This is a genomic window from Rhodococcus sp. HM1 (assembly GCF_023218075.1).
Taxonomy (GTDB): domain Bacteria; phylum Actinomycetota; class Actinomycetes; order Mycobacteriales; family Mycobacteriaceae; genus Rhodococcus.
On record NZ_JALPTB010000048.1, the window covers coordinates 1 to 26347 of the forward strand.

Below are 26347 nucleotides of genomic sequence, written 5' to 3' on the forward strand. Positions count from 1 at the left end.
AGCGCGCACGCCGTCCCACGGTCGACGAAGGGTAACGCATCCCGCCCCGCACCCGGCGTCCGTCCCCCGGATGTCGTATCGTCTGCGGCGGGTTCGGTCCGTCCGCAGGGGAAATTCGACGCGCCGGACCGGAACACTCGATGCGACTGGGGGGACACATCGTTGACGGCTACGCACATCGACCCGACGCGCGCGGGCGCCGAACCGAGCCGGGGCATCGGCGCTCCGGACCTGTGCCGGATCACCGTGCTGACCCGGCACAGCCAGGTCGATCTGGCCCTGCCGCTGGGTGTACCCGTCGCGCTGCTCGTACCCGGGATCGTGGATCTGGTTGCGGCACACCGCACCGACAACGATTTCGACTCCACCCCCGATCAGGTGGAGCCCGACCGGTGGACCCTCGCGCGCCTGGGCCGGGCACCGCTGTCCGGTGCGCTCGCACTCGAGGAACACGGCATCCGGGACGGTGAACTGCTCGTCCTCGAGAACGCCGCCGCATCCGCGCCGCCCCCATTGTTCGACGATGTCATGTACCACGTCGCGGTCGCCGGCCGAGATCGCCTGCGCCGCTGGTCGGCGCCGGTCGCGCAGTCGGTCGCCGCGGTCGTCGCGGTCCTCGCCGTCGTCGTGGGTTCGGCGGCGCTGCTGCAGACCCCGGCCGGGACCGAGCGCGCGACCGCCGGCGCCGCGACGGCGATCGCAACCCTGCTGCTCGTCGTCGCGGCCGCCGTCCTGCACCGCGTCTACCGCGACCGTGCGGTCGCGCTGCTGCTGTCGGTGTGTGCGATCCCGGCCGCGTTCACGACCGGGTTGCTCCTCGTACCCGGGGACTACGACCTCCCGCATCTGCTGCTCGGTGCGGTCCTCACCGGGACGGTCGCCGTGGTGGTCCTGCGCCTCGCCGCGGTCGGGACGGCGACGTTCACCGCGGTCGCGACGGTCGCGGCGGTGACCGCGATCGCGTCGACCGTCGCGGTGTACGTTGCGGTTCCGGTGGCCTCGGTCGGGGCCGGTCTCGTCCTGGCCGGGTTGCTCGCCGGGACGCTCGCGCCGCGGATCGCGATCATGCTCGCGCGGCTGCCGCTGCCACCGGTGCCGGCACCCGGGACGTCCCTCGATCCGGTGGTCGCGGACCCCGACGACACGAACCCGGCACCGACCTTCGACGAACTCGAAGCCGGTGCCGCCCTGGCCCGGTCCTATCTCACCGGCCTCGTGTATGCCGTCGTCGTCCTGACCGCTGCGGGTGCGTGGTGCGCGGCGATTCCCCGGGCCGGTGACGGAATCGAGTGGCCGGGTGTCGCACTCGCGGCCGCCTCGGGAATCGCGCTGATGTTCCGTGGTCGCACCCACGCCGGCGCGGAGACGGCCGCTCCGCTGGTGCTCGGCGGCGGCCTCGTCCTGCTCGGGCTGCTCACCGGTGCCGCGATCACCGATGCCGCGCCGCCCATCGTGCTGTTCTCGGCGGCGAGCGTGCTGCTCGTCGGGGCCCTGGTCTTCGGGGTCGTCGCCCCTCGACGCACCTTCACACCGGTGCAGCGCCGGTTCGCCGAGATCACCGAGTACGCCGTCGTGGCGACTATCGTTCCGCTGGCCTGCTGGGTTCTCGGGCTCTACTCCGCCGTGCGCGGCATCTGACGTGCGGGCCCGCACCCTGTCCGTGACCGCCGCGTTCGTCGCCACCGGGATGCTCGCCACGGCCGCTCCCGCGACCTCGGCACCGCCGATCGTCGACGCGGGAGCGCTACCGCCGGCCGCCGCGCCGGCGCCGCCGGACGAGACCGAACAACGCAACCTGTGCACGCAGGTGCGGGACGCCGCGGACGCTCCGCACCCGCCTGCAGCCCAGCGCATCCTGAACTTCGCGGCGGTCTGGCCGCTCACCCGCGGCGCCGGACAGAAGGTCGCGGTGATCGACACCGGGGTGTCGCGGCATCCGCGACTTCCGAACCTGTCCCCCCGCGGGGACTACGTCTCCACCGGAGACGGCACCGACGACTGCGATGCGCACGGCACCCTCGTCGCGGGACTCATCGCGGCACAGCCGGTGCCGGGTTCGGGATTCGCCGGGGGCGCACCGGATGTCGAGGTGATCGCGATCCGCCAGTCCAGCCGGAACTTCTCCGACCGCAACCACCGTCCCGACGACGCGACCGCGCGCAACTCCCCCGGCTACGGGGACGTGCGCACGATGGCGGCAGCGGTGCGGACCGCCGCCGACCTGGGCGCGACCGTCATCAACATCTCGGAGGTCGCGTGCGTGGCGGCCGCGGACGATCGCGCGCTCGGCGCCGCCGTCCGGTACGCGACCGACGTCCACGACGCGGTGGTGGTCGCGGCGGCCGGCAACACCGGAGACCTGTGCCGCTCATCGAATCCCGGCAGTGTCGATCCGCTGACACCGGACGGCGATCCGTGGTCCGCGATCACCACGATCGCGTCACCCGCCTGGTACGACGAGTACGTGCTCACCGTCGGATCGGTCGAGGAGGACGGCTCCCCGTCGTCGTACAGCCTGCCGGGGCCGTGGGTCGATGTGGCCGCGCCGGGCAGCGGCGTGGTGTCGTTGCATCCCACCTCCGGCGGGCTCACCGACGCCTACCTGGGACAGGACGGACCGCAGCCGATCGCGGGCACGAGTTTCGCGGCACCGCTGGTCGCGGCGACGGTCGCCCTGGTGCGTGCCCGCCACCCCGAACTCGACGCCCGCGCCGTGACGGCGCGCATCGAGGCGACCGCGCACGCCCCCGCCGAAGGCTGGAATCCCCGGGTCGGGCACGGTGTGATCGACCCGCTCGCCGCGGTCGCCGGCCCCGATCCCGCCGCCCGGACCGAGGTCGCAGCATCCGTGCCGGTCGACCCGCCGCGGCCGGTCCCGCCGCCGGACCACCGGCCGCGCACCGTCGCAGTGGCGGCGGGCGGCGGTGTGTGCGGGGTGCTCGCGGTCGCGGTGCTCGCATCGATTCCGTTGCGGCGCCGAACCCGCCACCCGTCCTGACCGAACGATCTTTCGTGTCGGCCGGATTCATCCGGCAGGACGCATCGGAGCCGGTCGCGGGTCGGGCGCGACACCGTCGTGGGCGACGAGCGCCTCCGCGCGCCCCAGCGCCGGTCCCGGCGCGAACAGCGACAGGATCTGCCAGGGTGCGCGGGCCGGCGTCTGCGGGAATCCCAGCGCGGCAGCGGACTCGGCGTCGACGATGCCGTAGCGCACTCCGGTGTCCGCGACGTAGAACAGCGAGCCGCGCCGGTCGCCGTCCGGAACGATCGAGGTGCTCTGCACGTAGGCGCCCCGCCCGGGTGGCACATATGCGGCGTCCGCGTTCGGGCCCGGACCGTCGGCCTGGGCCAGCCCGACCGGCACGGCGTCCTCCTGGATCGGCAGTGCGCGACCCGCGGAGACCGTCAGTTCCGAGCGGCGCTGCTCGGCGGCACCGTCGACGGGGTACCACGTCAGACAGCCGACGGGCCGGTCGGCCGCGTCGACGATCGACGGGACGGTCCGCGGGAACGTGTCGACCGCCAGTTCGTGCACCGTCGGCGCCTGGTTGGTCGTATCCGGAGGGACGATCGGAATCTCCGCGGCGCCTTGCGAATCCGAGTAGTGGATGATCTGGGCCGTGGCCTCGGACACCTCCTGTACCCCGTCACGCAGCACGACGTAGTAGCGGCGGCCGTCCGGCTCGGCCATCGCGACCACCGAGCCCACCGTCAATCCGTCGATGGGATAACCGGGTTCGGTGCCGGCCCCGTCGATGAGGGGTGCGGTCAGTCGTGGCACCTCCGGGATCGCCTCGATCAGTCCGGCCCCGGCCGGGCGCACCATCGTCTCGTCGATGCCGAGCACGCGGGTCAGCGCGCGGTCGTGCAGGTCGATTTCCGCTCGCGTCCCGTCGTAGATCAGGTAGTGCGTTCCTCCGGCGGCGACGAGCAGTGCTTCACCGTCGAGGACGCCGATCCGATCACCGAACTCGGGTGTTCCGACGACGAGAGTGGTTGTCGTCGAACGATTTCCGATCTCCACCGTGTCGCACACGGTCCACGGTTCGTCGCCGGAGTGGTGTGTCAGGGCGGACGGGGCCCCGGGGATGCCGACGAGCGGGCCGCGCGGACGCGTCGCGAACTCCTCGTCCGCGACCACCACCGGTTCGGCCGCATTGCCCAGCACGAGGCGCGCGGATGCGAGGTTGAGCACCGGATGGAACGCACCGTCGACGGCGACGAACATCGCCCCGGAGTCGCGGCCGATCACGACGGCGGCGTTGCCGATCTTGTCCTGCGGCCGGAACAGTGCCAGCGCCGCGCACCCGGCGAGAACGAGACACGCAACGACGGCGCCGACCGCGAGTGCCCGCGCCTGCGAACGCATCGGGTCGCCGATCATCCGCACGTCCCGGCGGACCAGCGCATGCTCCATGCGCCGCACCAGGAATCGGTAACCGCTGACCTGCCACCGTGTGGTGGGTTGCGCTGCCATGCTTCCTCCCCCGTACCGCACGCCCCCTGCCGCCACACAGTACAGTTCGCTCGGGGAATGTCGGGTGGGCCCTGCGGTCCGCCTCGACCGGAGTCGGGGGAACAGCGATGGACCGAGTGGAATCCGCACGGGCACAAGGGACGGGCCTCGTGCGACTCGTCGTCGCCCAGTGTGTCGCCGCGGCGACGTGGGTGGCCGTGGCGGCGGCCGGTGCACCCGTGGCGATCGCCGCCGCCGTCGCGGTGTGCGTCGCCGCGGTGGTACTCGTGCGCATCCGCGGTCGCGGTGTGCCCGACCTCGCGGTGGTGCTGTGGCTGTACTTCACCGGGCGATACCGGCGGCCGGGGCGACCGGTCGATCGTCCCCTCGGATCCGGCCGTATCGGACTGATCCGGGACGGCACCTGCCTGAGCGCGGTAGTCGAAGTTCTTCCCCCGCCTGCCGACAGCGCTCGCCTCGACCGCGATCGTGCCGCGCCGGGCCGGGTGCTGCCGCTCGCGGCGATCGCGCGGGGCCTGTCGCACCACGACGTCACCCTCGACGCGATCGACGTCGTCGCGCACGGTCGGCGCGTCCTCGACACGACGCCGGCCGGCCGGGTCTACGCACAGCTCGTCGGGCCGCTCCCGGCCGCATCGGTGTGCACGGTACAACTTGCGTTGCGGCTCGACGTGTCCCGATGCCGCGACGCCGTCGCGCGGCGCGGCGGCGGCGCCGAAGGGGCCGCCCGGACAATCACGGTCGCGGCGCAGCGACTCGCGCGGATCCTGGGTGAGTCCGGTCTGCGCACAAGGATTCTCGGTTCTTCCGAGATCGATGCCGCGGTCGCGCGCATCACCCGCGGGGTCGATCCCGCCGAGCTCGAAAGGCACTGGCGGAACGTCCCGTTGCCCGGCGGATTCGACAGCGGCGGAGTCGTCGAGCCGCGCCGGCTCGATCGTGCGACGTTGACCGGGTTCTGGTCCCTTCCGTCACTGTCGTCCACCGTGACGGTGCGGCTGCGGCCGGGTTCGACACCGGACCGGTTCCGGGCCGGTGCACTCGTGCGCACCACGACACGCTCCGCCGAGCCGCTCGCCGCGCCGGGGTTGCGTCCGGGGCGGGGCCGCGACCGTGCAGCTCTCGTGGCCGCGTTGCCGCTCGCCGTGCCGGGACTCGAGAATCTGACGATGCTGCGCTCCCTGACGACCGCGGATCTCGACGCGCTGACGCTGCCGGTTGCCGGATGCGGTCAGCTCATCGGATCCGACGAGTCCGGGAAGGCGGTCGCCGCGCGGCTGACGGGGGCGGGCGTGCGCTCGGTGCACGTGGCCGGGGAACTGTATCTGGCCCTGCAGATCGTGTTCCGGGCGGTCGCGGTCGGCGCCCGGGTCGTCGTCCACACCGACCGCCCGCACGCGTGGCAGCCGCTGCTCGACGGCGCAGCCGGTCCGGATCGGCTGCGTCTGGCGGGCCGTCATCCCGGCGACGTCGAGTTCGACACGGTCGTCTACGACGGCGTGCGACCGGCGACCGTGCCGCCGCACGTCACCGCACTGCACGTGCACACCCATCCGGATCAGTGGCCGCGCGAGCGTCCCGATCTGACACTCGTGCAACCGGGTGCCGTGGGCAACCGGGTGGTTCTCACCGCCGGCTCGCAACGCACCGCGTTGACGCTGGTGACCATCGCCGCCGAAACCGCGCACATCGGCCGGCCTCGCACGGCCGAACCCGCGACCGCGCGCTGAGGTCGCCGATCAGGGCGTGTCAGCCCGGATAGGGTTCGGTCTTCCGCCCGGCCCGCACGGTGCGCGCCCACCAGGCGATCTCGTCGAGCATCCGCTCAGCCGCATCGATCGCGGCACCGTCGGAGGTGCTGCCGTCGGCGGCGAACGCGTGCTTGACGCGGTGGAAGCTCACGGATTCCCGGACCGGCACCATGTGCACCTCGATCAGCACCTGGCGGAGTTGCTCGACGGCCCGCAGCCCTCCGGACAACCCGCCGTAGGCGACGAATCCGACCGGCTTGGTGCGCCATTCGTGTTTGACGGTGTCGATCGCGGTCTTGAGCGACGCCGGATAGCCGTGGTTGTACTCGGAGGTGACGATCACGAACGCCTCGGCGGCACCGATCCGGCGGGTGAACGCCTCGGCCTCGGCTCCCCCGGACAGATCCTGCGGCAGCGGGGTGTCGGCGAGATCGAGGATCCCGACGTCGAATTCGGATCGCCGGCGCGCGGTGTCCGCGAACCAGTTCGCGACGACAGGAGCGACACGTCCGGCGCGCACGCTCGCCACGATGATGTCCAGCTTGATCGGCTCGGTCCCGTCCATGGCTGTATCCAACCATTCGGTAGGCCGTGTGCCTTTGTGGCGGCCCCAACCGCCACAACGACACACCGGGGGCGAAGCCCCCTAGCAGCACCCCGGAGCGATCGGGCCGCGCACCTCGCGGGTCGCCGCGTTCCGGGCGGCGAGGTCCTCGTCGGCGGGATAGTCCACCCCGACGAGCGACAGGCCGTGCGCCGGCGCGACCGCGACCGACGCCGCGCGTTCGCGTTCGTCGAGCAGACCGGTCATCCACTCCACGGTCCGCCGGCCTTCACCCACCGCGAGGGCCGCGCCGACGAGGCTGCGCACCATCGACCAACAGAACGCGTCGGCGCTCACGTGCGCGGTGAGGATGTCACCGTCCCGGGTCCACTCGTAGCGCTGGAGTTCGCGGACGGTGGTCGCGCCCTCGCGGCGCTTGCAGAACGCCGCGAAGTCGTGCAGGCCGAGCAGCGACGCCGACGCCCGCTGCATCGCGTCGAGGTCGACGGCCTTCGGCCACGCGACGGTGTCGCGGGCGCGCAGCGGCTCCGCCCCGTACACGGCGGTGGTGACGCGGTACTCGTAGTGCCGCCGGATCGCCGAGAACCGGGCGTCGAAGTGTTCGGGGGCGATCGAGATCGCGGTGACCCGCACGTCCTTGGGCAGGAAGCGGGCGAGGCGCCGCACCCAACGGGACGGGTCGTCGGGCAGGGCGGAGGTGGGCACGTCGACGTGGGCGACCTGCCCGGAGGCGTGCACGCCGGCGTCGGTGCGCCCGGCAACCGTCAGCAGGACGGGGGTGCGCACGATCGCGGAGAGTTTCTCCTCGATCTCTCCGCACACGGTGCGCAGGCCGGGCTGCCGGGCCCAGCCGGAGAAGTCGGTGCCGTCGTAGGCGATGTCGAGTCGCAGCCGGGTGATGTCCCCGGGCTCGGATGCGGAGAACCCGCCGTCCCCCGAGGGGACGACGGGTTCGTTCGCATCAGCGGATGCCGAAACCAAGTGGACTAGTCCTTCTTGGCCTCGTCGGCGTCGGCGGCCGTCGCGGTGCTGTCCTCGATACCCTCGACGACGGCGTCCGCGTTCTCGACCTCGGCGTCGGTCGCGTCGGCTTCGACAGCCTCGACGACGTTCTCCTCGGCAGCCTGCGAGGCGGCGACGCGGCGAGCGCGATCGGCCTCGGAGGTGACCGTCTTCTCCTTGACGAGCTCGATGATCGCCATCGGAGCGTTGTCGCCCTTGCGGGGGACGGTCTTGATGATGCGGGTGTAGCCGCCGTTGCGGTCCTCGTAGAACGGACCGATCTCCGCGAACAGGGCGTGCACGACGTCCTTGTTGCGGATGACCTTCAGCACCTCACGACGCGAGGCCAGCGTGCCGGTCTTCGCGTGCGTGACGAGCTTCTCCGCGTAGGGACGCAGAGCCTTGGCCTTGGCCTCGGTGGTGGTGATGCGGCCGTGCTCGAAGAGGGCGGTGGCCAGGTTGGCCATGATCGCCTTCTGGTGCGAGGCCGACCCGCCGAAGCGGGCGCCCTTCTTGGGCTTGGGCATGATTTTCTCCTAGTAACGGACCGTGAGCTGCTACAGCTGCTCGGTCTCGGCGTAGTCCTCGTTGCCGTCGGTGTCGCCGAAGGAACCGGCATCGGTGTCGCTCCAGGTACCGGTGGCGGCGTCGTAGCCGGCCACCGTGCTCGGGTCGAACGATGCGGGGCTGTCCTTGAGCGACAGGCCGAGCGAGTGCAGCTTGACCTTGACCTCGTCGATGGACTTCTGACCGAAGTTGCGGATGTCGAGCAGGTCGGACTCCGTGCGTGCCACGAGCTCGCCGACGGTGTGGACACCTTCGCGCTTGAGGCAGTTGTAGGACCGGACCGTCAGGTCCAGATCCTCGATGGGAAGTCCGAAGGAGGCGATGTGGTCGGCCTCGGCGGGCGAGGGACCGATCTCGATGCCTTCTGCTTCGACGTTCAGCTCACGAGCCAGACCGAAGAGCTCCACCAGGGTCTTGCCCGCCGAAGCGAGCGCGTCCCGCGCGGTGATCGAGTTCTTGGTCTCCACGTCGAGAATCAGCCGATCGAAGTCGGTGCGCTGCTCGACGCGGGTCGCCTCCACCTTGTACGTCACCTTGAGCACCGGCGAGTAGATCGAGTCGACCGGGATACGGCCGATCTCGGCGCCGGACGCCTTGTTCTGCACGGCCGGGACGTAGCCGCGACCGCGCTCGACGACGAGCTCGATCTCCAGCTTGCCCTTGTCGTTCAGGGTGGCGATGTGCAGGTCCGGGTTGTGGACGGTGACACCGGCCGGGGGCACGATGTCAGCCGCGGTCACGGTGCCGGGGCCCTGCTTGCGGACGTACATGGTGACCGGCTCGTCCTCGTCCGAGGACACCACGAGGCCCTTGAGGTTCAGGATGATGTCGGTGACATCCTCCTTCACACCGGGGACGGTGGTGAACTCGTGGAGCACGCCGTCGATGCGGATGCTGGTGACGGCCGCGCCCGGGATCGAGGACAGCAGGGTGCGACGAAGCGAGTTGCCGAGGGTGTACCCGAAGCCAGGCTCGAGCGGCTCGATGACGAACTTCGAGCGGTTGTCGGCGATGACTTCTTCGGTCAGCGTGGGTCGCTGCGAAATGAGCATGAGTTGCCTCCTTGTGGGCGTCCGCTATATGACGCCCTCGTGGGATGCGGTGTTCTCCCGGCCGTGACCCCGAAGAATCCGGGTCGGAAGAACACCGCAGCGCATGTGCGCCTTACTTCGAGTAGTACTCGACGATCAGCTGTTCCTGCAGCGGGATGTCGATCTGCGCGCGCTCGGGGAGCTGGTGGACCAGCACCCGCAGACGCGAACCGACGACCTGCAGCCAACCCGGAACCGGGCGCTCGCCCAGGGTCTCGCGGGCGACCTGGAACGGCAGCGTGCTCAGCGACTTCTCGCGGACATCGATGATGTCGTACTGGGAGACGCGGTAGCTCGGGATGTCGACCTTCTTGCCGTTCACCAGGAAGTGGCCGTGCGTGACGAGCTGACGTGCCTGACGACGCGTGCGGGCGAGGCCGGCACGGTAGACGACGTTGTCCAGACGCGACTCGAGGATGGTCAGCAGAACCTCACCGGTCTTACCGGGACGGGAGGCGGCTTCCTCGTAGTAGCGGCGGAACTGCTTCTCCATGATGCCGTAGGAGAAGCGGGCCTTCTGCTTCTCCTGCAGCTGGAGCAGGTATTCGCTCTCCTTGATCCGCGCGCGGCCGTGCTGGCCCGGCGGGTAGGGGCGACGCTCGAACGCCTGGTCGCCTCCGACGAGGTCGACGCGGAGACGACGCGACTTGCGGGTAACGGGACCGGTATAACGTGCCATTTTCTAGTACCTATTCCTTTCCCGTTAGACCCGACGCCGCTTGGGCGGACGGCAGCCGTTGTGCGGCTGGGGGGTGACGTCGGAGATGGTGCCGACCTCGAGGCCCGCGGCCTGGAGGGAACGGATCGCCGTCTCGCGGCCCGAGCCCGGGCCCTTCACGAAGACGTCGACCTTCTTGACACCGTGCTCCTGCGCCTTGCGGGCGGCGTTCTCGGCGGCGAGCTGCGCGGCGAACGGGGTCGACTTGCGCGAGCCCTTGAAGCCGACGTGGCCGGAGGACGCCCAGGAGATCACGTTGCCCTGCGGGTCCGTGATGGACACGATCGTGTTGTTGAAGGTGCTCTTGATGTGAGCAGCGCCGTGCGGAACGTTCTTCTTGTCCCTGCGCCGTGCCTTCTGGGTCTTCTTCGGACCGGTGCTGCGTGACTTGGGAGGCATTACTTCTTCTTTCCTGCGACGGTGCGCTTCGGACCCTTACGGGTGCGGGCGTTGGTCTTGGTGCGCTGTCCACGCACGGGCAGACCACGACGGTGTCGCAGGCCCTGGTAGCAGCCGATCTCGATCTTGCGGCGGATGTCCGCCTGGACCTCGCGGCGGAGGTCGCCCTCGACCTTGTAGGACTCCTCGATGTACTCGCGGAGCTTCGCCAGGTCCTCGTCCGAGAGGTCCTTGCTGCGCAGGTCCGGGCTCACGCCGGTTGCCGCCAGGATCTCCTTGGAGCGGGTACGGCCGATGCCGTAGATGTAGGTCAGTGCGATCTCCATCCGCTTTTCGCGGGGAAGATCGACACCTGCGAGACGTGCCATGAGTGGCATTCCTTTTCGGTGTGCGGAGGTCTGCTCCCAGCCCGTCCCCTGCGTCGAAGAAACTGTGTGTCGACAAACACAGTGGGGCCCCGGCCTCCGAACCGGGGGTTGATCGCACAGCTTCCCGACGAATCGGGAATCGTAACCGTGCGACTGGTGCTGGAAGGTCTTCGTGCTCGTTGCCGAGCTGCTTGTTGCCAAGCCGATCTTCGCGAAGAAGAGTCGATCTAGCCCTGACGCTGCTTGTGACGCAGGTTCTCGCAGATCACCATGACCCGGCCGTTGCGGCGGATCACCTTGCACTTCTCGCAGATCTTCTTGACGCTAGGCTGAACCTTCACGTGCGTCCGATCTCCTGTATGTACGCCCCCGGACACGGCAAAAGACCGTGTCGAAGACATGGTTCTCCCCGACCGTGTAGCCGGGGAAGCTCTTACTTGTAGCGGTAGACGATGCGTCCGCGCGACAGGTCGTAGGGGGAGAGCTCCACGACAACCCGGTCCTCGGGCAGGATGCGAATGTAGTGCTGGCGCATCTTGCCACTGATGTGAGCCAAGACCTTGTGACCGTTCTCGAGCTCAATGCGGAACATCGCATTGGGCAACGGTTCGACAACACGGCCTTCGACCTCGATTGCCCCGTCTTTCTTAGCCATATCCTCCGCGATCCGTCGTTCGGTGTGTGGTTGCATCGGCATCCGATACCGTGACGCTCGGCGAGTCCCGGTTCACGGGCGAGCCGATCACCGGAGCGCAGAGCGCACCACCGATCAATCGTACGGGAAGTTTCCCACCTGGCCAAATAAGCCGACATGAGGAGGACCGCGGGTGCGGGCACTGGTTCAACGGGTCACGACGGCGGCGGTGTCGGTGGACGGCACCGAGGTCGCGCGCATCTCCCCCGCCGAAGGCGGACACGGACTGCTCGTTCTCGTCGGCGTCACGCACGACGACGACGCCGCGAAGGCCGCGACCCTGGCCCGGAAGGTGTGGACGATGCGGATCCTCGAGGACGAGAGATCCGCGTCCGATCTGGGTGCTCCGCTGCTGGTCGTCAGCCAGTTCACGCTGATGGCCGACACCCGGAAGAGCCGGCGCCCGTCGTGGTCGGCGGCGGCACCGCGTCCGGTCGCCGAACCTCTCGTCGACGAGTTCGTCGCGGCCCTGCGCGCTCTCGGAGCCGAGGTCGCCACCGGAGTGTTCGGCGCGCACATGGAGGTGAGCCTCGTCAACGACGGCCCGGTGACCCTCCTGCTCGAGGTGTGAGCTGCCTCCCCCATCCGAGCGAATGTACCGTTCGTCTCCTTCAATCGATCGAACGGTACATTCGGTCGGAAAAGCAGGGCTCTGCGATTACTCGGGGCGGAGCGTGAGGATGCGCGGCCCGTCCTCGGTGACCGCGACGGTGTGCTCCCAGTGCGCGGCCCGGCTGCCGTCGGTGGTCACGACGGTCCACTTGTCCTCGAGCACTTCGGTGTCGTACGTGCCGAGCGTGAGCATCGGCTCGATCGCGAGCACCGATCCGACGACCAGACGCGGACCCTTGCCGGGCGCGCCCTCGTTCGGAAGGAACGGGTCCATGTGCATTTCGCGGCCGATGCCGTGACCGCCGTATCCGTCGACGATCCCGTAGCTGCGGCCGTGCAGCTTCTCCGCGGCGTGGGTGCCGAGTTCGATCGCGTGCGAGACGTCGGTGAGCCGGTTGCCGGGAAGCATCGCGGCGATGCCGGCCTCCATCGACAGCCGCGTCGCCTCGCTCAGATCGGCGTCGGCCTGCGACAGCTCACCGACGCCGAACGTCCACGCCGAATCGCCGTGCCATCCGTCGAGAATCGCCCCGCAGTCGATGGACACGAGGTCGCCCTCGGCGAGGATGTCGTCGGCGGACGGGATGCCGTGGACGACGCGGTCGTTCACCGACGAGCAGATCGAACCGGTGAACCCGTGGTAGCCCAGGAACGACGGGACGGCCCCCGCATCGCGAATGACCGCCTCCGCCACCCGGTCGAGCTCGAGGGTGCTGACACCGGGCTTCGCGGCGTCGCGCACCGCGACGAGCGCGGCCCCGACGATCGCGCCCGCAGCCGCCATCGCGTCCAGTTCACCGGACGTGCGGAACGGGACGACCTTGCGCTTGCGCCCGAAACCCATGTCGAACTCCTCGGTCCTGCTTGTTACTTGCCGAGCGCAGCGAGTGCGCGGGCGTTGATCTCCTCGACCTCACCGACCGCATCGACCGTGACGAGCGAATCGGCGTAGTAGTCGAGCAGCGGCGCGGTCTCCTCGCGGTACACCCGGAGGCGGTTGCGGATCACGTCTTCCTTGTCGTCGGCGCGACCGCGGGCGAGCATCCGCTCGACGACGATATCCTCGTCGATCTCGAAGGACAGCACGCCGTCGAGGGCGGTGTCGAGATCCTTGAGGATCGACTCGAGTTCGCGGGCCTGCTCCACGCTGCGGGGGAACCCGTCGAGCAGGAAGCCGTTCGCCGCGTCGGGCTCGGCGAGGCGAGCGCGCACCATGTTGTTGGTGATCTCGGCGGGCACGAGCTCGCCGGCGTCGATGTACTTCTTGGCCTCGACGCCGAGCGGGGTGCCCTGGCCGATGTTGGCGCGGAAGAGATCGCCGGTCGAAATGGCAGGGACGCCGAGCTTCTCCGACAGGATTGCGGCCTGCGTGCCCTTGCCGGCACCGGGAGGACCGAGGAGTACAAGTCTCACTTGAGGAACCCTTCGTAGTTGCGCTGCATGAGTTGACTTTCGATCTGCTTGACAGTGTCCAGCGCGACACTGACGAGAATGAGCACCGCTGCGCCGCCGAAGATGCTCGACGCGGTCTGGCCACCGGACAGGAAGAAGTGCGGAAGCGTGGCGATGAGACCCAGGTACAGCGCGCCCGGCACGGTGATGCGATTGAGCACGTACGTGAGGTAGTCCGCGGTGGGTCGGCCGGGACGGATGCCGGGGATGAACCCGCCGTACTTCTTCATCTCGTCGGCGCGTTCCTCCGGATTGAAGGTGATCGCGACGTAGAAGAAGACGAAGAACACGATCAGCGCGAAGTAGATCGCGATGTAGACGGGGTTGTTCGGATTGACGAGGTACTCGTTGATGAACCGCTGCCACCAGCTCGGATCGGTCGCCGTGCTCGCACCGGTGAGCTGCGCGATGAGGTTCGGCAGGTACAGCAGGGACGACGCGAAGATCACCGGGATGATGCCGGCCTGGTTGACCTTCAGCGGCAGGTAGGTCGACGAGCCGCCGTACATGCGGCGCCCGACCATGCGCTTGGCGTACTGCACCGGGATCCGGCGCTGGCCCTGCTCGACGAACACCACGCCGGTGATGATCGCCAGAGCGACGACGCACACGATCGCGAAGACGAGGCCGCCGCGGGATTCGAGGATCATGTTCCCCTCGGACGGCAGGCGCGAGGCGATACCGGAGAAGATCAGCAGCGACATGCCGTTGCCGACACCGCGCTCGGTGATGAGCTCACCGAACCACATGACCAGCGCCGCGCCCGCCGTCATCACGAGCACGATGACGACCATGCCGAAGATGCTGTCGTCGGCCAGGATCGGTTCGGAACATCCCTGCAGGAGCTGCCCTCGCGCGGCGAGCGCCACGATGCCGGTCGACTGCAGCACCGCCAATGCGATCGCCAGATAGCGGGTGTACTGCGTCATCTTCGCCTGACCGGACTGGCCCTCCTTGCGGAGTTCCTCGAACCGGGGAATCACGACGGTGAGCAGCTGCACGATGATGCTGGCCGTGATGTACGGCATGATGCCGATCGCGAACACCGACAGCTGCAGCAGCGCGCCGCCGGAGAACAGGTTGATCAGCGAGTAGATGCCCGCCTGTTCGCCTCCGGAGATCTGGTCGATGCAGGCGCGGACGTTTCCGTAGTCGACGCCCGGGGACGGCAGCGTCGCACCGAGCCGGTACAACGCGACCAGTCCGATCGCAATGAGGATCTTCCGCCTCAGGTCCGGGGTCCTGAGGGCCGAAACGAAGGCGGAAAGCAAAGATCCTCCTGGCAGGCCGGGCGGGGACGACGGGTCATGGGTACCACCCGTCGGACGGTGGACAACTCTTGAACTCTAACAGTGCGGCCCGGTGAGGCGACCACGCGAGGGGGCCTCGCACAACACCGGGCGCGTGGCCCGATACAGGGCCACGCGGACGCAAGGACGTGCCCGTAAGGGTACGTCAGCAACTCGAAACGACGAACGGCCGCACCGCAGCGGTAGCTGCAGCGCGGCCGTTCGAGAGCCGTGCACGGGCACGAGCGAACAGGTCAGGCCTGAACGGTCGCGGTGCCGCCGGCTGCGGTGATCTTCTCCTTGGCGGAGCCGGAGAACTTGTCCGCGGTCACCTGAGCGGCCACGGAGATCTCGCCCTCGCCGAGCACCTTCACGAGCTGGTTCTTGCGAACCAGGCCCTTGGCGACGAGCTCGTCGACGCCGATGGTGCCGCCCTCGGGGAACACACGAGCGATGTCGCCGACGTTGACGACCTGGTACTCGGTGCGGAAGGCGTTCTTGAAGCCCTTGAGCTTCGGAAGCCGCATGTGCAGCGGCATCTGGCCACCCTCGAAGGCCGCCGAGACGTTCTTACGCGCCTTGGTGCCCTTCGTACCGCGGCCTGCGGTCTTGCCCTTCGAACCTTCACCGCGGCCGACGCGGGTCTTGTCCGTCTTCGCGCCCGGAGCGGGGCGGAGGTGGTGCAGCTTGATGGTCATTCTCAGACCTCCTCAACCGTGACGAGGTGACGCACCACGTTGATCAAGCCGCGGTTCTGCGCGTTGTCCTCACGCACGACGGACTGGCGGATCTTCCGCAGGCCGAGGGTGCGCAGGCTGTCACGCTGGTTCGACTTGGCGCCGATGGTGCTCTTGATCTGGGTGATCTTCAGCTCTGCCATTAGTTCACGCTCCCAGCAGCCTGTGCACGCGCACGCAGCATGCCGGCCGGAGCCACGTCCTCGAGGGCCAGACCGCGGCGAGCCGCGACTTCCTCCGGACGCTGCAGCTGCTTGAGGGCAGCCACGGTCGCGTGCACGACGTTGATGGCGTTGTCGGAGCCGAGCGACTTCGACAGGATGTCCTGGATGCCTGCGCACTCGAGCACGGCACGCACCGCGCCACCGGCGATCACACCGGTACCGGGGCTGGCGGGACGCAGCAGGACGACACCTGCAGCGGCCTCACCCTGCACCGGGTGGGTGATGGTCTTGCCGATGAGCGGGACGCGGAAGAAGCCCTTGCGAGCCTCCTCGACACCCTTCTGAATGGCCGCGGGAACTTCCTTGGCCTTGCCGTAGCCGACGCCGACCAGGCCGTTGCCGTCGCCCACGATCACCAGAGCGGTGAAGCTGAAGCGACGACCGCCCTTGACGACCTTCGACACACGGTTGATCGAGACGACACGCTCGATGTAGTTCGACTTCTCGGCGGCGGCGCCGCCACGCGAGTCGCGATCGCGGCGGTCGCGACCACCACGGTTGTCCCCGGTGTTGGGGCCACTCTGTCCGGCGGGGCCGTTGCCGCCGTCACGCCGCTGACGTCCCGGCATCAGGCGTTCCTTCCGTTCGAAAAAATGGTCATCAGAACTTCAACCCGCCTTCGCGAGCCGCGTCCGCGAGGGCCGCGATGCGGCCGCTGTAGGTGTGGCCGCCGCGGTCGAAGACCACAGCTTCCACGCCCGCAGCCTTCGCGCGCTCGGCGATCAGCTGACCGACCTTGGCGCCACGGGCCTTCTTGTCGCCCTCGAGGGCGCGGACATCGGCTTCGATCGTCGACGCAGCTGCGATGGTCGTACCCGTCAGGTCGTTGACCAGCTGCGCGTGCAGGTGACGCGACGACCGGTTGACGACGAGACGCGGACGATCTGCGGTGCCCGAGATCTTCTTGCGGAGACGGAAGTGACGACGCGTCTTCGACAGCCGGCGCGTGGTGGACACGTCCTTGCCGCGCGGGATGCGCTTGGCCTTCTGGTTCTCTGTCTGCTCGCTCATGATCACTTACCCGTCTTTCCGACCTTGCGACGGACCTGCTCACCCTCGTAGCGGATGCCCTTGCCCTTGTAGGGGTCGGACTTGCGCAGACGACGGATGTTGGCCGCGATCTGGCCGACCTTCTGCTTGTCGATACCCGAGATCGAGAACTTCGTCGGGGTCTCGACCGCGAAGGTGATGCCCTCCGGGGCCTCGATGAGCACCGGGTGGCTGTAGCCGAGCGAGAACTCGAGGTCCTGGCCCTTGAGCGCCACGCGGTAACCGACGCCGAAGATCTCCATCTTGGTGGTGTAGCCCTGGGTCACACCGACGATGAGGTTCTGCACGAGGGTGCGCGACAGACCGTGCAGCGCACGGCTGCGACGCTCGTCGTTGGGGCGGGTGACCTGGAGCGCGCCGTCCTCACCCTTCGCGATGGCGATGGGCTCGGCGATCGTCAGCGACAGGTTGCCCTTGGGGCCCTTGACGGCGACGTCCTGGCCGTCGATGGTCACCTCGACGCCGGCGGGGACGGTAACGGGAATCTTTCCGATACGCGACATGTGTTGGCCTCCCTTACCAGACGTAGGCGAGGACTTCCCCGCCCACTCCCTGCTTGGCCGCCTGGCGATCGGTGAGCAGGCCGGAGGACGTGGAGATGATCGCCACGCCGAGGCCGCCCAGGACCTTGGGCAGGTTGGTGGACTTCGCGTACACGCGCAGGCCGGGCTTCGACACGCGGCGCACACCGGCGAGGCTGCGCTCGCGGGAAGGCCCGTACTTGAGGTCGACGACGAGGGTCTTGCCCACCTCGGCATCCTCGGTGCGGAAGTCGGCGATGTAGCCCTCACGCTTGAGGATCTCGGCGATGTTCGCCTTGATCTTCGAGTGGGGCAGCTTCACCTGATCGTGGTACGCCGTGTTGGCGTTGCGCAGACGCGTCAAGAAGTCTGCGATGGGGTCGGTCATGGTCATAGCTGACCTGTTCACCTTTCTCGCTGCGGTTCCCATACAACACCGACGCCGCGACGTGGTCGCGGTTCCGGCCGTGGGCCTACAACGAACTTGGTTTCGTGTGGGTCCGATCTGCGAGAACGGATCGGACCCCTGACGGGTGTGAGGACGGGCGGGTCACGCAGTGGCGACCCGCCCGCCGTTCACGTCACCAGGAGCTCTTGTGAACCCCGGGAAGTTCACCGCGGTGTGCCATCTCGCGAAGGCAGACACGGCAGAGTCCGAACTTGCGGAACACAGCGTGCGGACGGCCGCAACGCTGGCAGCGGGTGTAGGCGCGAACCGCGAACTTCGGCTTCTTGTTGGCCTTGTTGACCAGTGCCTTCTTAGCCATGGGCTCAGTTCTCCTTGAACGGGAAGCCGAGGTGCTTGAGCAGGGCACGGCCTTCTTCGTTGTTGGTAGCGGTGGTCACGACGGTGATGTCCATGCCGCGGGGGCGGTCGATCTTGTCCACGTCGATCTCGTGGAACATCGACTGCTCGTTCAGGCCGAACGTGTAGTTGCCGTTTCCGTCGAACTGGTTGCCGTTGAGGCCGCGGAAGTCCCGGATACGGGGAAGCGCGATGGACACGAGACGGTCCAGGAACTCCCACATACGGTCGCCGCGCAGCGTGACGCGCGCACCGATCGGCATGCCCTCACGCAGCTTGAACTGCGCGATGGACTTGCGGGCCTTGCGGATCTCGGGCTTCTGACCGGTGATGAGGGTCAGGTCCGCGACCGCGCCGTTGATCAGCTTGGCGTCGCGAGCGGCGTCACCGACACCCATGTTCACGACGACCTTGACGACGCCCGGGATCTGCATGACGTTGGCGTAGTCGAACTCCGCCTGCAGCGCGTCCCGGACCTCGGCACGGTAGCGGGCCTTCAGGCGCGGCTGGATCTTGTTCTCGGTGGTGGTCATGTCAGATGTCCTTCCCGTTCTTCCGGGAAATCCGAACGCGCTTGCCGGTCTCCTCGTCGGTCCGGTAGCCCACGCGGGTGGGGTTGCCGTCCGAGTCGATGACCGCGACGTTGGAAACGTGGATCGGGGCCTCCTGCGTCACGATGCCCCCGGAGGAGGCGCCGCGCTCGTTGGCCGAGACCGCCGTGTGCTTCTTGATCCGGTTCACGCCCTCGACGAGGACACGGTTCTCCTTCGGGTAGGCCGCGATGACCTTGCCCTTGGCACCCTTGTCCTTGCCCGAGATGACGAGCACGGTGTCGCCCTTGTGCACCTTCATCACAGCACCTCCGGAGCGAGCGAGACGATCTTCATGAACCGCTTGTCGCGCAGCTCGCGGCCGACGGGGCCGAAGATACGGGTACCACGCGGGTCGTTGTCACCCTTGATGATGACCGCGGCGTTCTCGTCGAACTTGATGTACGAGCCGTCCGGCCGGCGGCGCTCCTTGACGGTGCGCACGACAACGGCCTTGACGACGTCGCCACGCTTGACGTTGCCACCGGGGATCGCGTCCTTGACGGTGGCGACGATGATGTCGCCGATTCCGGCGTAGCGACGGGACGAGCCACCGAGAACGCGGATGCAGAGAATCTCCTTGGCACCCGTGTTGTCGGCGACGCGCAGTCGCGACTCCTGCTGGATCACTAACTTCTCCTTGACCTGGATTGGTTTGTACGTCAGATTTCCGACCTGGACGTACGCGGTCGTCGGCTACCCGCGGCTCACGTGCGAAAGACACACGGGTCCCGCTAAGCAACCCGTCCAGGGTAGGCGATATACCGCACGCAGGGCAAATTCGCGAACTGTGAGGTCGCTCCCCTGCCCGGCGGGCTCACGCCGCCCCCGAACGCCGACGGCACCCCGCCTCCCGTGGAGAACGGGTGACGGGGTGCCGCAGTCGATAACTCGCCGACGATGCGGGAGAAAGGCCTACTTGGCCTTCTCGAGCACCTCGACCAGACGCCAGCGCTTGCTGGCGGACAGCGGACGCGTCTCCATCAGCTGGACGCGGTCGCCGATGCCGGCCAGACCGTTCTCGTCGTGCGCCTTCACCTTGGTGGTACGGCGGATGATCTTGCCGTACAGCGGGTGCTTCACACGGTCCTCGAGCTCGACCACGATGGTCTTTTCCATCTTGTCCGAGACGACGTAGCCGATGCGGACCTTGCGGCTCGCGCGCTCTTCGTTCTTGCTCACTGCCTTTTCCTCACTCATGCCACGTCACCCGCATTCGGGCCGGTGGACAGGCCGAGCTCACGCTCGCGCAGCACCGTGTAGATCCGGGCAATTTCGTTCCGCACCACGCGGAGGCGACGGTTGTTGTCCAACTGTCCGGTGGCCATCTGGAAGCGCAGGTTGAACAGCTCTTCCTTGAACTCGCGGACCTTGTCGGCCAGTTCTGCGTCGCTCAGTTCGCGGAGTTCCGCGGCGGGGGTACCGGTAGCCATCAGAACTGCTCCTCCCTCGTCACGATGCGGCACTTGCAGGGGAGCTTGTGCATCGCGCGGCGCAGGGCCTCGCGGGCAATCTCCTCGTTCGGGTAGCTCATCTCGAACAGCACGCGACCGGGCTTGACGTTCGCGACCCACCACTCGGGCGAGCCCTTACCGGAACCCATTCGGGTTTCGGCCGGCTTCTTGGTGAGCGGGCGATCCGGGAAGATGTTGATCCAGATCTTGCCGCCACGCTTGATGTGCCGGGTCATGGCGATACGAGCGGACTCGATCTGCCGGTTGGTGATGTAGGCCGGCTCGAGAGCCTGGATGCCGTACTCACCGAAGGTCACCTGGGTTCCGCCCTTGGCGGCACCCGTACGGCTCGGGTGGTGCTGCTTGCGGTGCTTGACCCGCCGTGGGATCAACATGCGTCAGCCCTCCTGATTCTCAGTCGAAGCGGGTGCATCGGCGGAGGCGGCGCGGCCGGCTTCCGTGCTCGTCGCGGTGGTGCCCGAAGCACCGGAGCGACGCGGACGGCTGGGGCGCTCGCGACGCGGGCGATCCGCAGGAGCGGCAGCAGCGGCCAGCTCACGACGGCCACCAACGATGTCGCCCTTGTAGATCCAGACCTTCACGCCGATGCGACCGAAGGTGGTCTTCGCCTCGTACAGGCCGTAGTCGATGTCCGCGCGCAGCGTGTGCAGCGGAACGCGACCCTCACGGTAGAACTCCGAGCGGGACATCTCGGCGCCGCCGAGACGGCCCGAGCACTGCACCCGGATGCCCTTGACGTTCGGCTGACGCATGGCCGACTGGATGGCCTTGCGCATCGCACGACGGAACGCGACACGGTTGCTGAGCTGCTCGGCAACGCCCTGGGCGACGAGCTGCGCCTCGGACTCCGCGTTCTTGACCTCGAGGATGTTCAGCTGGACCTGCTTACCGGTCAGCTTCTCGAGCTCGGCGCGGATGCGATCGGCCTCGGCGCCGCGGCGGCCGATGACGATGCCCGGACGCGCGGTGTGGATGTCCACCCGCACGCGGTCCCGGGTCCGCTCGATCTCGACCTTCGCGATGCCCGCGCGCTCCAGGCCGGAGGCCAGGAACTTACGGATCGCGACGTCTTCCTTCACGTACTCCGCGTACTGCTTGTCCGCGTACCAACGCGACTTCCAGTCGGTGGTGATGCCCAGGCGGAAGCCGTGCGGGTTGATTTTCTGGCCCACTACTGAGCTCCCTTCCGGCGGTTACGGTTGGACGCGGTCGAGCGGGAGGCGACGCTCTCGACGATCACGGTGATGTGGCTCGTCCGCTTGCGGATCCGGAACGCGCGGCCCTGGGCACGCGGCTGGAACCGCTTCAGGGTCGCACCCTCGTCCACGTACGCCGTCGCGACGACGAGCGTGCTGGGGTCGAGGTCCAGGTTGTTCTGCGCGTTGGCAGCGGCGGAGGCGATCACCTTGGCGACCGGCTCGGCAGCGGCCTGCGGAGCGAACTTGAGGATCGCAAGGGCGTCCTCGACCGACTTGCCGCGAACGATGTCGACGACGCGACGCGCCTTCATCGGGGTCACACGCACGTGGCGCGCAACAGCCCGAGCGCTGGGGTTGGTGGTTTCAGTGCTCATCGACGCTTGCTCTTCCGGTCGTCCTTGATGTGGCCCTTGAACGTACGGGTCGGCGCGAACTCGCCGAGCTTGTGTCCGACCATCGAGTCCGAGACGAACACCGGCACGTGCTTGCGGCCGTCGTGGACGGCAAACGTGTGACCGATGAAATCGGGCAGGATAGTGGAACGGCGCGACCAGGTCTTGATGACCTGCTTGGTGCCCTTCTCGTTCTGCAGATCCACCTTCGCCAGGAGGTGGTCGTCGACGAACGGGCCCTTCTTGAGGCTGCGTGGCATTCTCTAACTCCCTCCTTGACTAGCGCTTCTTGCCGGTACGGCGACGACGGACGATGAGCTTGTCGGACGCCTTGTTCTTGCGGGTGCGGCCCTCGGGCTTGCCCCACGGGCTGACCGGGTGGCGACCACCCGAGGTCTTGCCCTCACCACCGCCGTGCGGGTGGTCGACCGGGTTCATCACGACACCGCGGACGGTCGGGCGCTTGCCCTTCCAGCGCATACGGCCGGCCTTGCCCCAGTTGATGTTCGACTGCTCGGCGTTGCCGACCTCGCCGACGGTGGCGCGGCAGCGCACGTCGACGCGTCGGATCTCACCGGAGGGCATACGCAGCGTGGCGTAGGCGCCTTCCTTACCGAGGAGCTGGATGCTCGCGCCGGCGGAGCGGGCCATCTTGGCGCCGCCACCCGGACGCAGCTCCACCGCGTGGACGGTGGTACCGGTCGGGATGTTGCGCAGCGGCAGGTTGTTGCCGGGCTTGATGTCCGCGGTCGGGCCGGACTCGACGGGAGCACCCTGCACCAGGCCCTTGGGGGCGATGATGTAGCGCTTCTCGCCGTCCACGTAGTGGAGCAGCGCGATGCGGGCGGTGCGGTTGGGGTCGTACTCGATGTGAGCGACCTTGGCCGGGATGCCGTCCTTGTCGTTGCGACGGAAATCGATCAGGCGGTAGGCGCGCTTGTGTCCGCCACCCTTGTGACGGGTGGTGATGCGGCCGTGCGCGTTACGACCACCGCGACCGTGCAGCGGGCGAATCAGCGACTTCTCGGGCGTCGACCGAGTGATCTCGGCGAAGTCCGAGACACTCGCGCCGCGCCGACCCGGGGTAGTCGGCTTGTACTTACGAATTGCCATGAGTCTTCTCGTCCTCTATCTCTCGAGTTCCGACCGCTTACGCGACCGGGCCTCCGAAGATCTCGATGGGCTTGCTGTCGGCGGTGAGGGTCACGAGCGCGCGCTTGGTGTCCTTGCGCTTGCCGTAACCGAACCGGGTCCGCTTGCGCTTGCCCTGACGGTTGGCGGTGTTGACGCTGCTCACCTTGACGCCGAAGACCTTCTCGACGGCAATCTTGATCTGCGTCTTGTTCGAGTCCGGGTGGACCAGGAAGGTGTAGGTGCCTTCCTCCATCAGCCCGTAGGACTTCTCGGAGATGACCGGAGCCAGCAGAATGTCGCGGGGATCGGCGATCGTGCTCACTTGCTCTCCTCCTTCGCGAGCTGCACGGACTCGGCCGGCCCGTGGATGAACGTGTTGAGCGCCTCGACGCTGAAGACGACGTCGTCGCTGTAGAGCACGTCGTAGGTGTTCAGCTGATCCGGCGCGATGGGGTGCACGTTCTGCAGGTTCTGCACGCTCTTCCACGCCGCGAGATCCTCACGGCCGACGACGAGGAGCAGGTTCTTGCGATCGGTCAGCTCCGCGAGGAAGCTGCGCGCGCTCTTGGTCGACGGGGTCTGCCCGGCGACGAGCTCGGTGATCACGTGGATGCGCTCGTTGCGCGCCCGGTCGGAGAGGGCACCGCGGAGGGCGGCGGCCTTCATCTTCTTGGGCGTGCGCTGGCTGTAGTCACGCGGCTGCGGTCCGTGGACCGTGCCACCGCCGGCGAACTGAGGCGCGCGGGTCGAACCCTGACGGGCGCGGCCGGTGCCCTTCTGCCGGTACGGCTTCTTGCCACCACCGCGGACCTCGCCGCGGGTCTTGGTGGAGTGCGTGCCCTGGCGAGCCGCGGCGAGCTGGGCCACGACGACCTGGTGCAGCAGCGCGATGTTCGCGGGAGCGTCGAAGATCTCGGCGGGGAGATCGACGGTGCCGTCGGTCTTGCCACCCGGAGCCTTGACGTCCAGCGTCAGCTTGGTTGCGGTCTCGGTGCTGGTCATGCCCGTGCACCACCCTTCACTGCGGTCTTGACGATCACGACGCCGCCCTTGCGGCCCGGGATCGCACCCTTGATCAGCAGCAGGCCGTTCTCGGCGTCCACCTTGTGGACCGAGAGGTTCTGCGTCGTGACGCGGTCGCTACCCATGCGGCCGGACATGCGCGTGCCCTTGAACACGCGGCCCGGGGTGGCGCAGCCACCGATGGAACCGGGACGACGGTGCACGGCCTGCGCACCGTGCGAGGCACCCTGGCCGGCGAAGCCGTGGCGCTTCATGGTGCCCGCGAAGCCCTTGCCCTTGGAGGTGCCGGTGACGTCGACGAACGCGCCGTCCTCGAAGACCTCTGCAGTGAGCTCCTGGCCGATCTCGTAAGCCGAGGTGTCCTCGACACGAAGCTCGACGAGATGGCGGCGGGGGGTCACGCCGGCCTTGGCGAACTGGCCGCTGACCGGCTTGTTCACCTTGCGGGGGTCGATGGCGCCGAAGGCGAGCTGCACGGCGTTGTAGCCGTCGCGCTCCTCGGTGCGAATCTGCGTGACCACGTTCGGTCCGGCCTTGACGACGGTGACCGGAACGACCCGGTTGTTCTCGTCGAAGACCTGGGTCATGCCGAGCTTGGTGCCCAGGATTCCCTTGATCTGGTTAGTCATTTGTTATCTCCGCTGCGTCTTCTACAAGCTCACTGAATGTTGACGTCGACGCTGGCCGGGAGGTCGATGCGCATGAGAGCGTCGACCGTCTTCGGCGTCGGGTCGAGGATGTCGATCAGCCGCTTGTGAGTACGCATCTCGAAGTGCTCGCGCGAGTCCTTGTACTTGTGCGGCGAGCGGATGACGCAGTACACGTTCTTTTCGGTGGGCAACGGCACCGGGCCGACCACGCGGGCACCCGTACGGGTCACCGTCTCGACGATCTTGCGCGCAGATGCGTCGATCGCCTCGTGGTCATAGGCCTTGAGCCTGATGCGGATCTTCTGTCCCGCCACGCTTAGTGTCCTTTTCTTGCCGCGTTTCGTAGCACCCGAACGAGCCGGGAGCCACCTCGTCTGCACAGCCCCACCGGAACGGCGACCGAGAACAGCACTGACACGATGCGATACCGGGACGCACCCGATCCGCTGCCGCTGTTCATCTGTCAATAGTTCTCCGGTCCACGCGGTCGGGCGTGTCGCCTTCCCGCTCATTCCCCGGCACCGAAGCTCGATGCCGCGGGAACCCACCGGATGCACCCATACGGGCGCACAGGGGTACTGCTTCCGTCTTGCATGTGGCCGCGACCAGGCCGTCAGGCTCGATCCGCGACTGTCACACCAACCCGTTCCGAGCCGCAAAAAAACCATGACCCGGTCAAGGCAACCCGACCAGTATGCAGGACTGCTCCCACAAACTCAACTCGCGAGACCCGCGGCCGCTGCGGTCGTACCGGAATAGGTCCCGGAACCGGATCCCTGCCCCATTCGGGGTGGGATACTGCACCGACCGGATCCGGTCCCCACCGAACCCCGGACCCGAGGAGTGCCCATGACATCGTCCGCCCGGCCGCGTCCCGTCGGGTCCCGCGCGCTGCGCCGCCGTCCCCAGCTGTCCGACGACGTCGCTGTTCACGTACGCAATCGCATCATGTCCGGCGGCGTGCGGCCCGGAGACTTCATCCGCCTGGACGAGACCGCCGCGGAACTCGGCGTGAGCGTCACACCCGTGAGGGAGGCGCTGCTGACCCTGCGCGGCGAGGGCCTGGTCGAGCTGGTCCCCCACCGCGGGTACGTCGTCGCACCGCTCAGTCGCGGCGACATCGACGACCTGTTCTGGCTCCAGGGACAGATCGCGGAGGAACTCGCCAGGCGCGCGGCGCGGTCCATCACCCCCGAGACGGTTGCCGAACTCACCGAACTCAACGAGCAGCTGCGTGAGGCCGTGCGTGCCGGCGAGGGCGGACGGATCGAGGACGTCGAGTTCGTGTTCCACCGCACCCTGAACCGGGCGGCGGACGCGCGCAAACTGTCCTGGTTCCTGCTCAACGCCACCCGCTACACGCCGGCCAGCTTCTATTCCTCGGACCCCGACTGGGGCGCCGCCGCCGTGCAGAGTCACACGCGCCTGATCGACGCACTCGCCCGCGGGGACTCCGATGCTGCCGGGGAGGTGACCCGGCAGCACTTCACCGACGGTGCCCAGCGGCTGGTCCGGCACCTCGACGAAGTCGGAGTCTGGGACTGAGCGAGCGGGTCCCGGTC

The 26347-nt window shown here is 68.1% G+C and carries 39 protein-coding genes; 5 read left to right on the plus strand and 34 right to left on the minus strand.

What is annotated here, in order from left to right:
• The first annotated feature begins 162 nt into the window (after positions 1–162).
• Both eccD and mycP read left to right on the plus strand, forming a co-directional pair.
• Entirely contained in the window at positions 163–1638 is a 1476-nt protein-coding gene (gene eccD, locus M1M07_RS22060; protein ID WP_248675543.1) for a type VII secretion integral membrane protein EccD, read from the plus strand.
• A 49-nt stretch (positions 1639–1687) separates the two neighbouring features.
• On the plus strand, positions 1688–2998 hold the full coding sequence (mycP, locus tag M1M07_RS22065; protein ID WP_248675549.1) for a type VII secretion-associated serine protease mycosin: 1311 nt from the start codon (positions 1688–1690) through the stop codon (positions 2996–2998).
• Positions 2999–3025: 27 nt separating this feature from the next.
• Here the strand turns inward: mycP and eccB are convergent, their stop codons facing one another.
• Positions 3026–4477: a type VII secretion protein EccB gene (eccB, locus tag M1M07_RS22070; protein WP_248675544.1), complete on the minus strand. Its 1452-nt coding sequence runs from the start codon at positions 4475–4477 to the stop codon at positions 3026–3028.
• Positions 4478–4584: 107 nt separating this feature from the next.
• Between eccB and eccE the strand changes: the two genes are divergently transcribed.
• Positions 4585–6207, plus strand: a complete 1623-nt coding sequence (gene eccE / locus M1M07_RS22075; RefSeq protein WP_197252005.1) for a type VII secretion protein EccE — start codon at positions 4585–4587, stop codon at positions 6205–6207.
• 19 nt (positions 6208–6226) lie between these two features.
• Here eccE and M1M07_RS22080 read toward each other — a convergent pair whose 3' ends face one another.
• From M1M07_RS22080 to infA, 9 genes are all read right to left on the minus strand, one after another.
• Entirely contained in the window at positions 6227–6793 is a 567-nt protein-coding gene (locus M1M07_RS22080; RefSeq protein WP_197252004.1) for an NADPH-dependent FMN reductase, read from the minus strand.
• A gap of 81 nt (positions 6794–6874) precedes the next feature.
• The gene (gene truA / locus M1M07_RS22085; protein ID WP_231611645.1) at positions 6875–7774 is read right to left on the minus strand and encodes a tRNA pseudouridine(38-40) synthase TruA; all 900 of its coding nucleotides are present in this window, start codon (positions 7772–7774) and stop codon (positions 6875–6877) included.
• Positions 7775–7779: 5 nt separating this feature from the next.
• Positions 7780–8322: a 50S ribosomal protein L17 gene (gene rplQ, locus M1M07_RS22090; RefSeq protein WP_197257025.1), complete on the minus strand. Its 543-nt coding sequence runs from the start codon at positions 8320–8322 to the stop codon at positions 7780–7782.
• Positions 8323–8352: 30 nt separating this feature from the next.
• Positions 8353–9414, minus strand: coding sequence for a DNA-directed RNA polymerase subunit alpha (locus M1M07_RS22095; RefSeq protein WP_197257027.1), 1062 nt, complete (start codon positions 9412–9414; stop codon positions 8353–8355).
• A 112-nt stretch (positions 9415–9526) separates the two neighbouring features.
• A complete protein-coding gene (gene rpsD, locus M1M07_RS22100; protein WP_197257035.1) occupies positions 9527–10132 on the minus strand; it encodes a 30S ribosomal protein S4 in 606 nt (201 codons plus the stop codon).
• A 24-nt stretch (positions 10133–10156) separates the two neighbouring features.
• Entirely contained in the window at positions 10157–10570 is a 414-nt protein-coding gene (gene rpsK, locus M1M07_RS22105; protein WP_006554585.1) for a 30S ribosomal protein S11, read from the minus strand.
• The gene (rpsM, locus tag M1M07_RS22110) at positions 10570–10938 is read right to left on the minus strand and encodes a 30S ribosomal protein S13 (protein ID WP_197257037.1); all 369 of its coding nucleotides are present in this window, start codon (positions 10936–10938) and stop codon (positions 10570–10572) included. Before rpsM ends, rpsK begins: the two co-directional genes overlap by 1 nt.
• A 227-nt stretch (positions 10939–11165) precedes the next feature.
• Complete coding sequence (rpmJ, locus tag M1M07_RS22115; RefSeq protein WP_003938068.1) at positions 11166–11279, minus strand: 50S ribosomal protein L36; 114 nt, start codon at positions 11277–11279, stop codon at positions 11166–11168.
• Between the two features lie 92 nt (positions 11280–11371).
• Positions 11372–11593, minus strand: a complete 222-nt coding sequence (gene infA, locus M1M07_RS22120) for a translation initiation factor IF-1 (protein WP_003418601.1) — start codon at positions 11591–11593, stop codon at positions 11372–11374.
• A 172-nt stretch (positions 11594–11765) separates the two neighbouring features.
• Here infA and dtd point away from each other — a divergent pair, with 172 nt between their 5' ends.
• Positions 11766–12203, plus strand: a complete 438-nt coding sequence (dtd, locus tag M1M07_RS22125) for a D-aminoacyl-tRNA deacylase (RefSeq protein ID WP_197257039.1) — start codon at positions 11766–11768, stop codon at positions 12201–12203.
• Between the two features lie 87 nt (positions 12204–12290).
• Here the strand turns inward: dtd and map are convergent, their stop codons facing one another.
• From map to rpsJ, 24 genes are all read right to left on the minus strand, one after another.
• On the minus strand, positions 12291–13088 hold the full coding sequence (map, locus tag M1M07_RS22130; protein ID WP_197257041.1) for a type I methionyl aminopeptidase: 798 nt from the start codon (positions 13086–13088) through the stop codon (positions 12291–12293).
• Between the two features lie 23 nt (positions 13089–13111).
• Positions 13112–13657, minus strand: coding sequence for an adenylate kinase (locus M1M07_RS22135; RefSeq protein ID WP_197257043.1), 546 nt, complete (start codon positions 13655–13657; stop codon positions 13112–13114).
• A complete protein-coding gene (gene secY / locus M1M07_RS22140; protein WP_197257045.1) occupies positions 13654–14967 on the minus strand; it encodes a preprotein translocase subunit SecY in 1314 nt (437 codons plus the stop codon). The genes M1M07_RS22135 and secY overlap by 4 nt, the downstream gene beginning before the upstream one ends.
• 272 nt (positions 14968–15239) lie before the next feature.
• Positions 15240–15683 (minus strand): 50S ribosomal protein L15, encoded by a 444-nt coding sequence (rplO, locus tag M1M07_RS22145; RefSeq protein ID WP_068163632.1) that lies wholly within the window; start codon positions 15681–15683, stop codon positions 15240–15242.
• Between the two features lie 2 nt (positions 15684–15685).
• Complete coding sequence (rpmD, locus tag M1M07_RS22150; protein WP_006554593.1) at positions 15686–15865, minus strand: 50S ribosomal protein L30; 180 nt, start codon at positions 15863–15865, stop codon at positions 15686–15688.
• A complete protein-coding gene (gene rpsE / locus M1M07_RS22155) occupies positions 15865–16515 on the minus strand; it encodes a 30S ribosomal protein S5 (protein WP_197257047.1) in 651 nt (216 codons plus the stop codon). Before rpsE ends, rpmD begins: the two co-directional genes overlap by 1 nt.
• Before the next feature lie 31 nt (positions 16516–16546).
• Positions 16547–16957: a 50S ribosomal protein L18 gene (gene rplR / locus M1M07_RS22160; protein WP_248675545.1), complete on the minus strand. Its 411-nt coding sequence runs from the start codon at positions 16955–16957 to the stop codon at positions 16547–16549.
• 2 nt (positions 16958–16959) lie between these two features.
• Complete coding sequence (gene rplF, locus M1M07_RS22165; protein WP_197257049.1) at positions 16960–17499, minus strand: 50S ribosomal protein L6; 540 nt, start codon at positions 17497–17499, stop codon at positions 16960–16962.
• A gap of 13 nt (positions 17500–17512) precedes the next feature.
• Positions 17513–17911 carry a 30S ribosomal protein S8 gene (gene rpsH, locus M1M07_RS22170; protein WP_068163625.1) on the minus strand — a complete coding sequence of 133 codons (399 nt, stop codon included), beginning with the start codon at positions 17909–17911 and terminating at the stop codon, positions 17513–17515.
• Between the two features lie 187 nt (positions 17912–18098).
• Positions 18099–18284 (minus strand): type Z 30S ribosomal protein S14, encoded by a 186-nt coding sequence (locus M1M07_RS22175; protein WP_006947159.1) that lies wholly within the window; start codon positions 18282–18284, stop codon positions 18099–18101.
• Positions 18285–18288: 4 nt separating this feature from the next.
• Positions 18289–18855 (minus strand): 50S ribosomal protein L5, encoded by a 567-nt coding sequence (gene rplE, locus M1M07_RS22180; RefSeq protein ID WP_197257051.1) that lies wholly within the window; start codon positions 18853–18855, stop codon positions 18289–18291.
• A 1-nt stretch (position 18856) separates the two neighbouring features.
• Positions 18857–19174 carry a 50S ribosomal protein L24 gene (rplX, locus tag M1M07_RS22185; protein ID WP_006947157.1) on the minus strand — a complete coding sequence of 106 codons (318 nt, stop codon included), beginning with the start codon at positions 19172–19174 and terminating at the stop codon, positions 18857–18859.
• A complete protein-coding gene (rplN, locus tag M1M07_RS22190; RefSeq protein ID WP_068163686.1) occupies positions 19174–19542 on the minus strand; it encodes a 50S ribosomal protein L14 in 369 nt (122 codons plus the stop codon). Before rplN ends, rplX begins: the two co-directional genes overlap by 1 nt.
• Before the next feature lie 285 nt (positions 19543–19827).
• Positions 19828–20112: a 30S ribosomal protein S17 gene (rpsQ, locus tag M1M07_RS22195; RefSeq protein WP_197257052.1), complete on the minus strand. Its 285-nt coding sequence runs from the start codon at positions 20110–20112 to the stop codon at positions 19828–19830.
• Positions 20109–20345, minus strand: a complete 237-nt coding sequence (gene rpmC / locus M1M07_RS22200; protein ID WP_068163609.1) for a 50S ribosomal protein L29 — start codon at positions 20343–20345, stop codon at positions 20109–20111. The genes rpsQ and rpmC overlap by 4 nt, the downstream gene beginning before the upstream one ends.
• Complete coding sequence (gene rplP, locus M1M07_RS22205; protein ID WP_068163605.1) at positions 20345–20761, minus strand: 50S ribosomal protein L16; 417 nt, start codon at positions 20759–20761, stop codon at positions 20345–20347. The genes rpmC and rplP overlap by 1 nt, the downstream gene beginning before the upstream one ends.
• Before the next feature lie 3 nt (positions 20762–20764).
• Positions 20765–21559, minus strand: a complete 795-nt coding sequence (gene rpsC / locus M1M07_RS22210) for a 30S ribosomal protein S3 (RefSeq protein WP_197257053.1) — start codon at positions 21557–21559, stop codon at positions 20765–20767.
• Positions 21559–21960: a 50S ribosomal protein L22 gene (gene rplV, locus M1M07_RS22215; RefSeq protein WP_068163599.1), complete on the minus strand. Its 402-nt coding sequence runs from the start codon at positions 21958–21960 to the stop codon at positions 21559–21561. Before rplV ends, rpsC begins: the two co-directional genes overlap by 1 nt.
• The gene (rpsS, locus tag M1M07_RS22220; protein WP_068163597.1) at positions 21957–22238 is read right to left on the minus strand and encodes a 30S ribosomal protein S19; all 282 of its coding nucleotides are present in this window, start codon (positions 22236–22238) and stop codon (positions 21957–21959) included. The genes rplV and rpsS overlap by 4 nt, the downstream gene beginning before the upstream one ends.
• A 19-nt stretch (positions 22239–22257) precedes the next feature.
• Positions 22258–23091 carry a 50S ribosomal protein L2 gene (gene rplB, locus M1M07_RS22225; RefSeq protein ID WP_197257054.1) on the minus strand — a complete coding sequence of 278 codons (834 nt, stop codon included), beginning with the start codon at positions 23089–23091 and terminating at the stop codon, positions 22258–22260.
• A gap of 37 nt (positions 23092–23128) precedes the next feature.
• On the minus strand, positions 23129–23434 hold the full coding sequence (rplW, locus tag M1M07_RS22230) for a 50S ribosomal protein L23 (RefSeq protein WP_197257056.1): 306 nt from the start codon (positions 23432–23434) through the stop codon (positions 23129–23131).
• Positions 23431–24114, minus strand: a complete 684-nt coding sequence (rplD, locus tag M1M07_RS22235) for a 50S ribosomal protein L4 (RefSeq protein WP_197257058.1) — start codon at positions 24112–24114, stop codon at positions 23431–23433. Before rplD ends, rplW begins: the two co-directional genes overlap by 4 nt.
• On the minus strand, positions 24111–24764 hold the full coding sequence (gene rplC / locus M1M07_RS22240) for a 50S ribosomal protein L3 (RefSeq protein WP_197257060.1): 654 nt from the start codon (positions 24762–24764) through the stop codon (positions 24111–24113). Before rplC ends, rplD begins: the two co-directional genes overlap by 4 nt.
• 29 nt (positions 24765–24793) lie before the next feature.
• Positions 24794–25099 carry a 30S ribosomal protein S10 gene (gene rpsJ, locus M1M07_RS22245; RefSeq protein WP_003938093.1) on the minus strand — a complete coding sequence of 102 codons (306 nt, stop codon included), beginning with the start codon at positions 25097–25099 and terminating at the stop codon, positions 24794–24796.
• Between the two features lie 535 nt (positions 25100–25634).
• Between rpsJ and M1M07_RS22250 the strand changes: the two genes are divergently transcribed.
• Positions 25635–26330, plus strand: a complete 696-nt coding sequence (locus M1M07_RS22250; protein ID WP_197257062.1) for a GntR family transcriptional regulator — start codon at positions 25635–25637, stop codon at positions 26328–26330.
• The last annotated feature ends 17 nt before the right edge of the window (positions 26331–26347 follow it).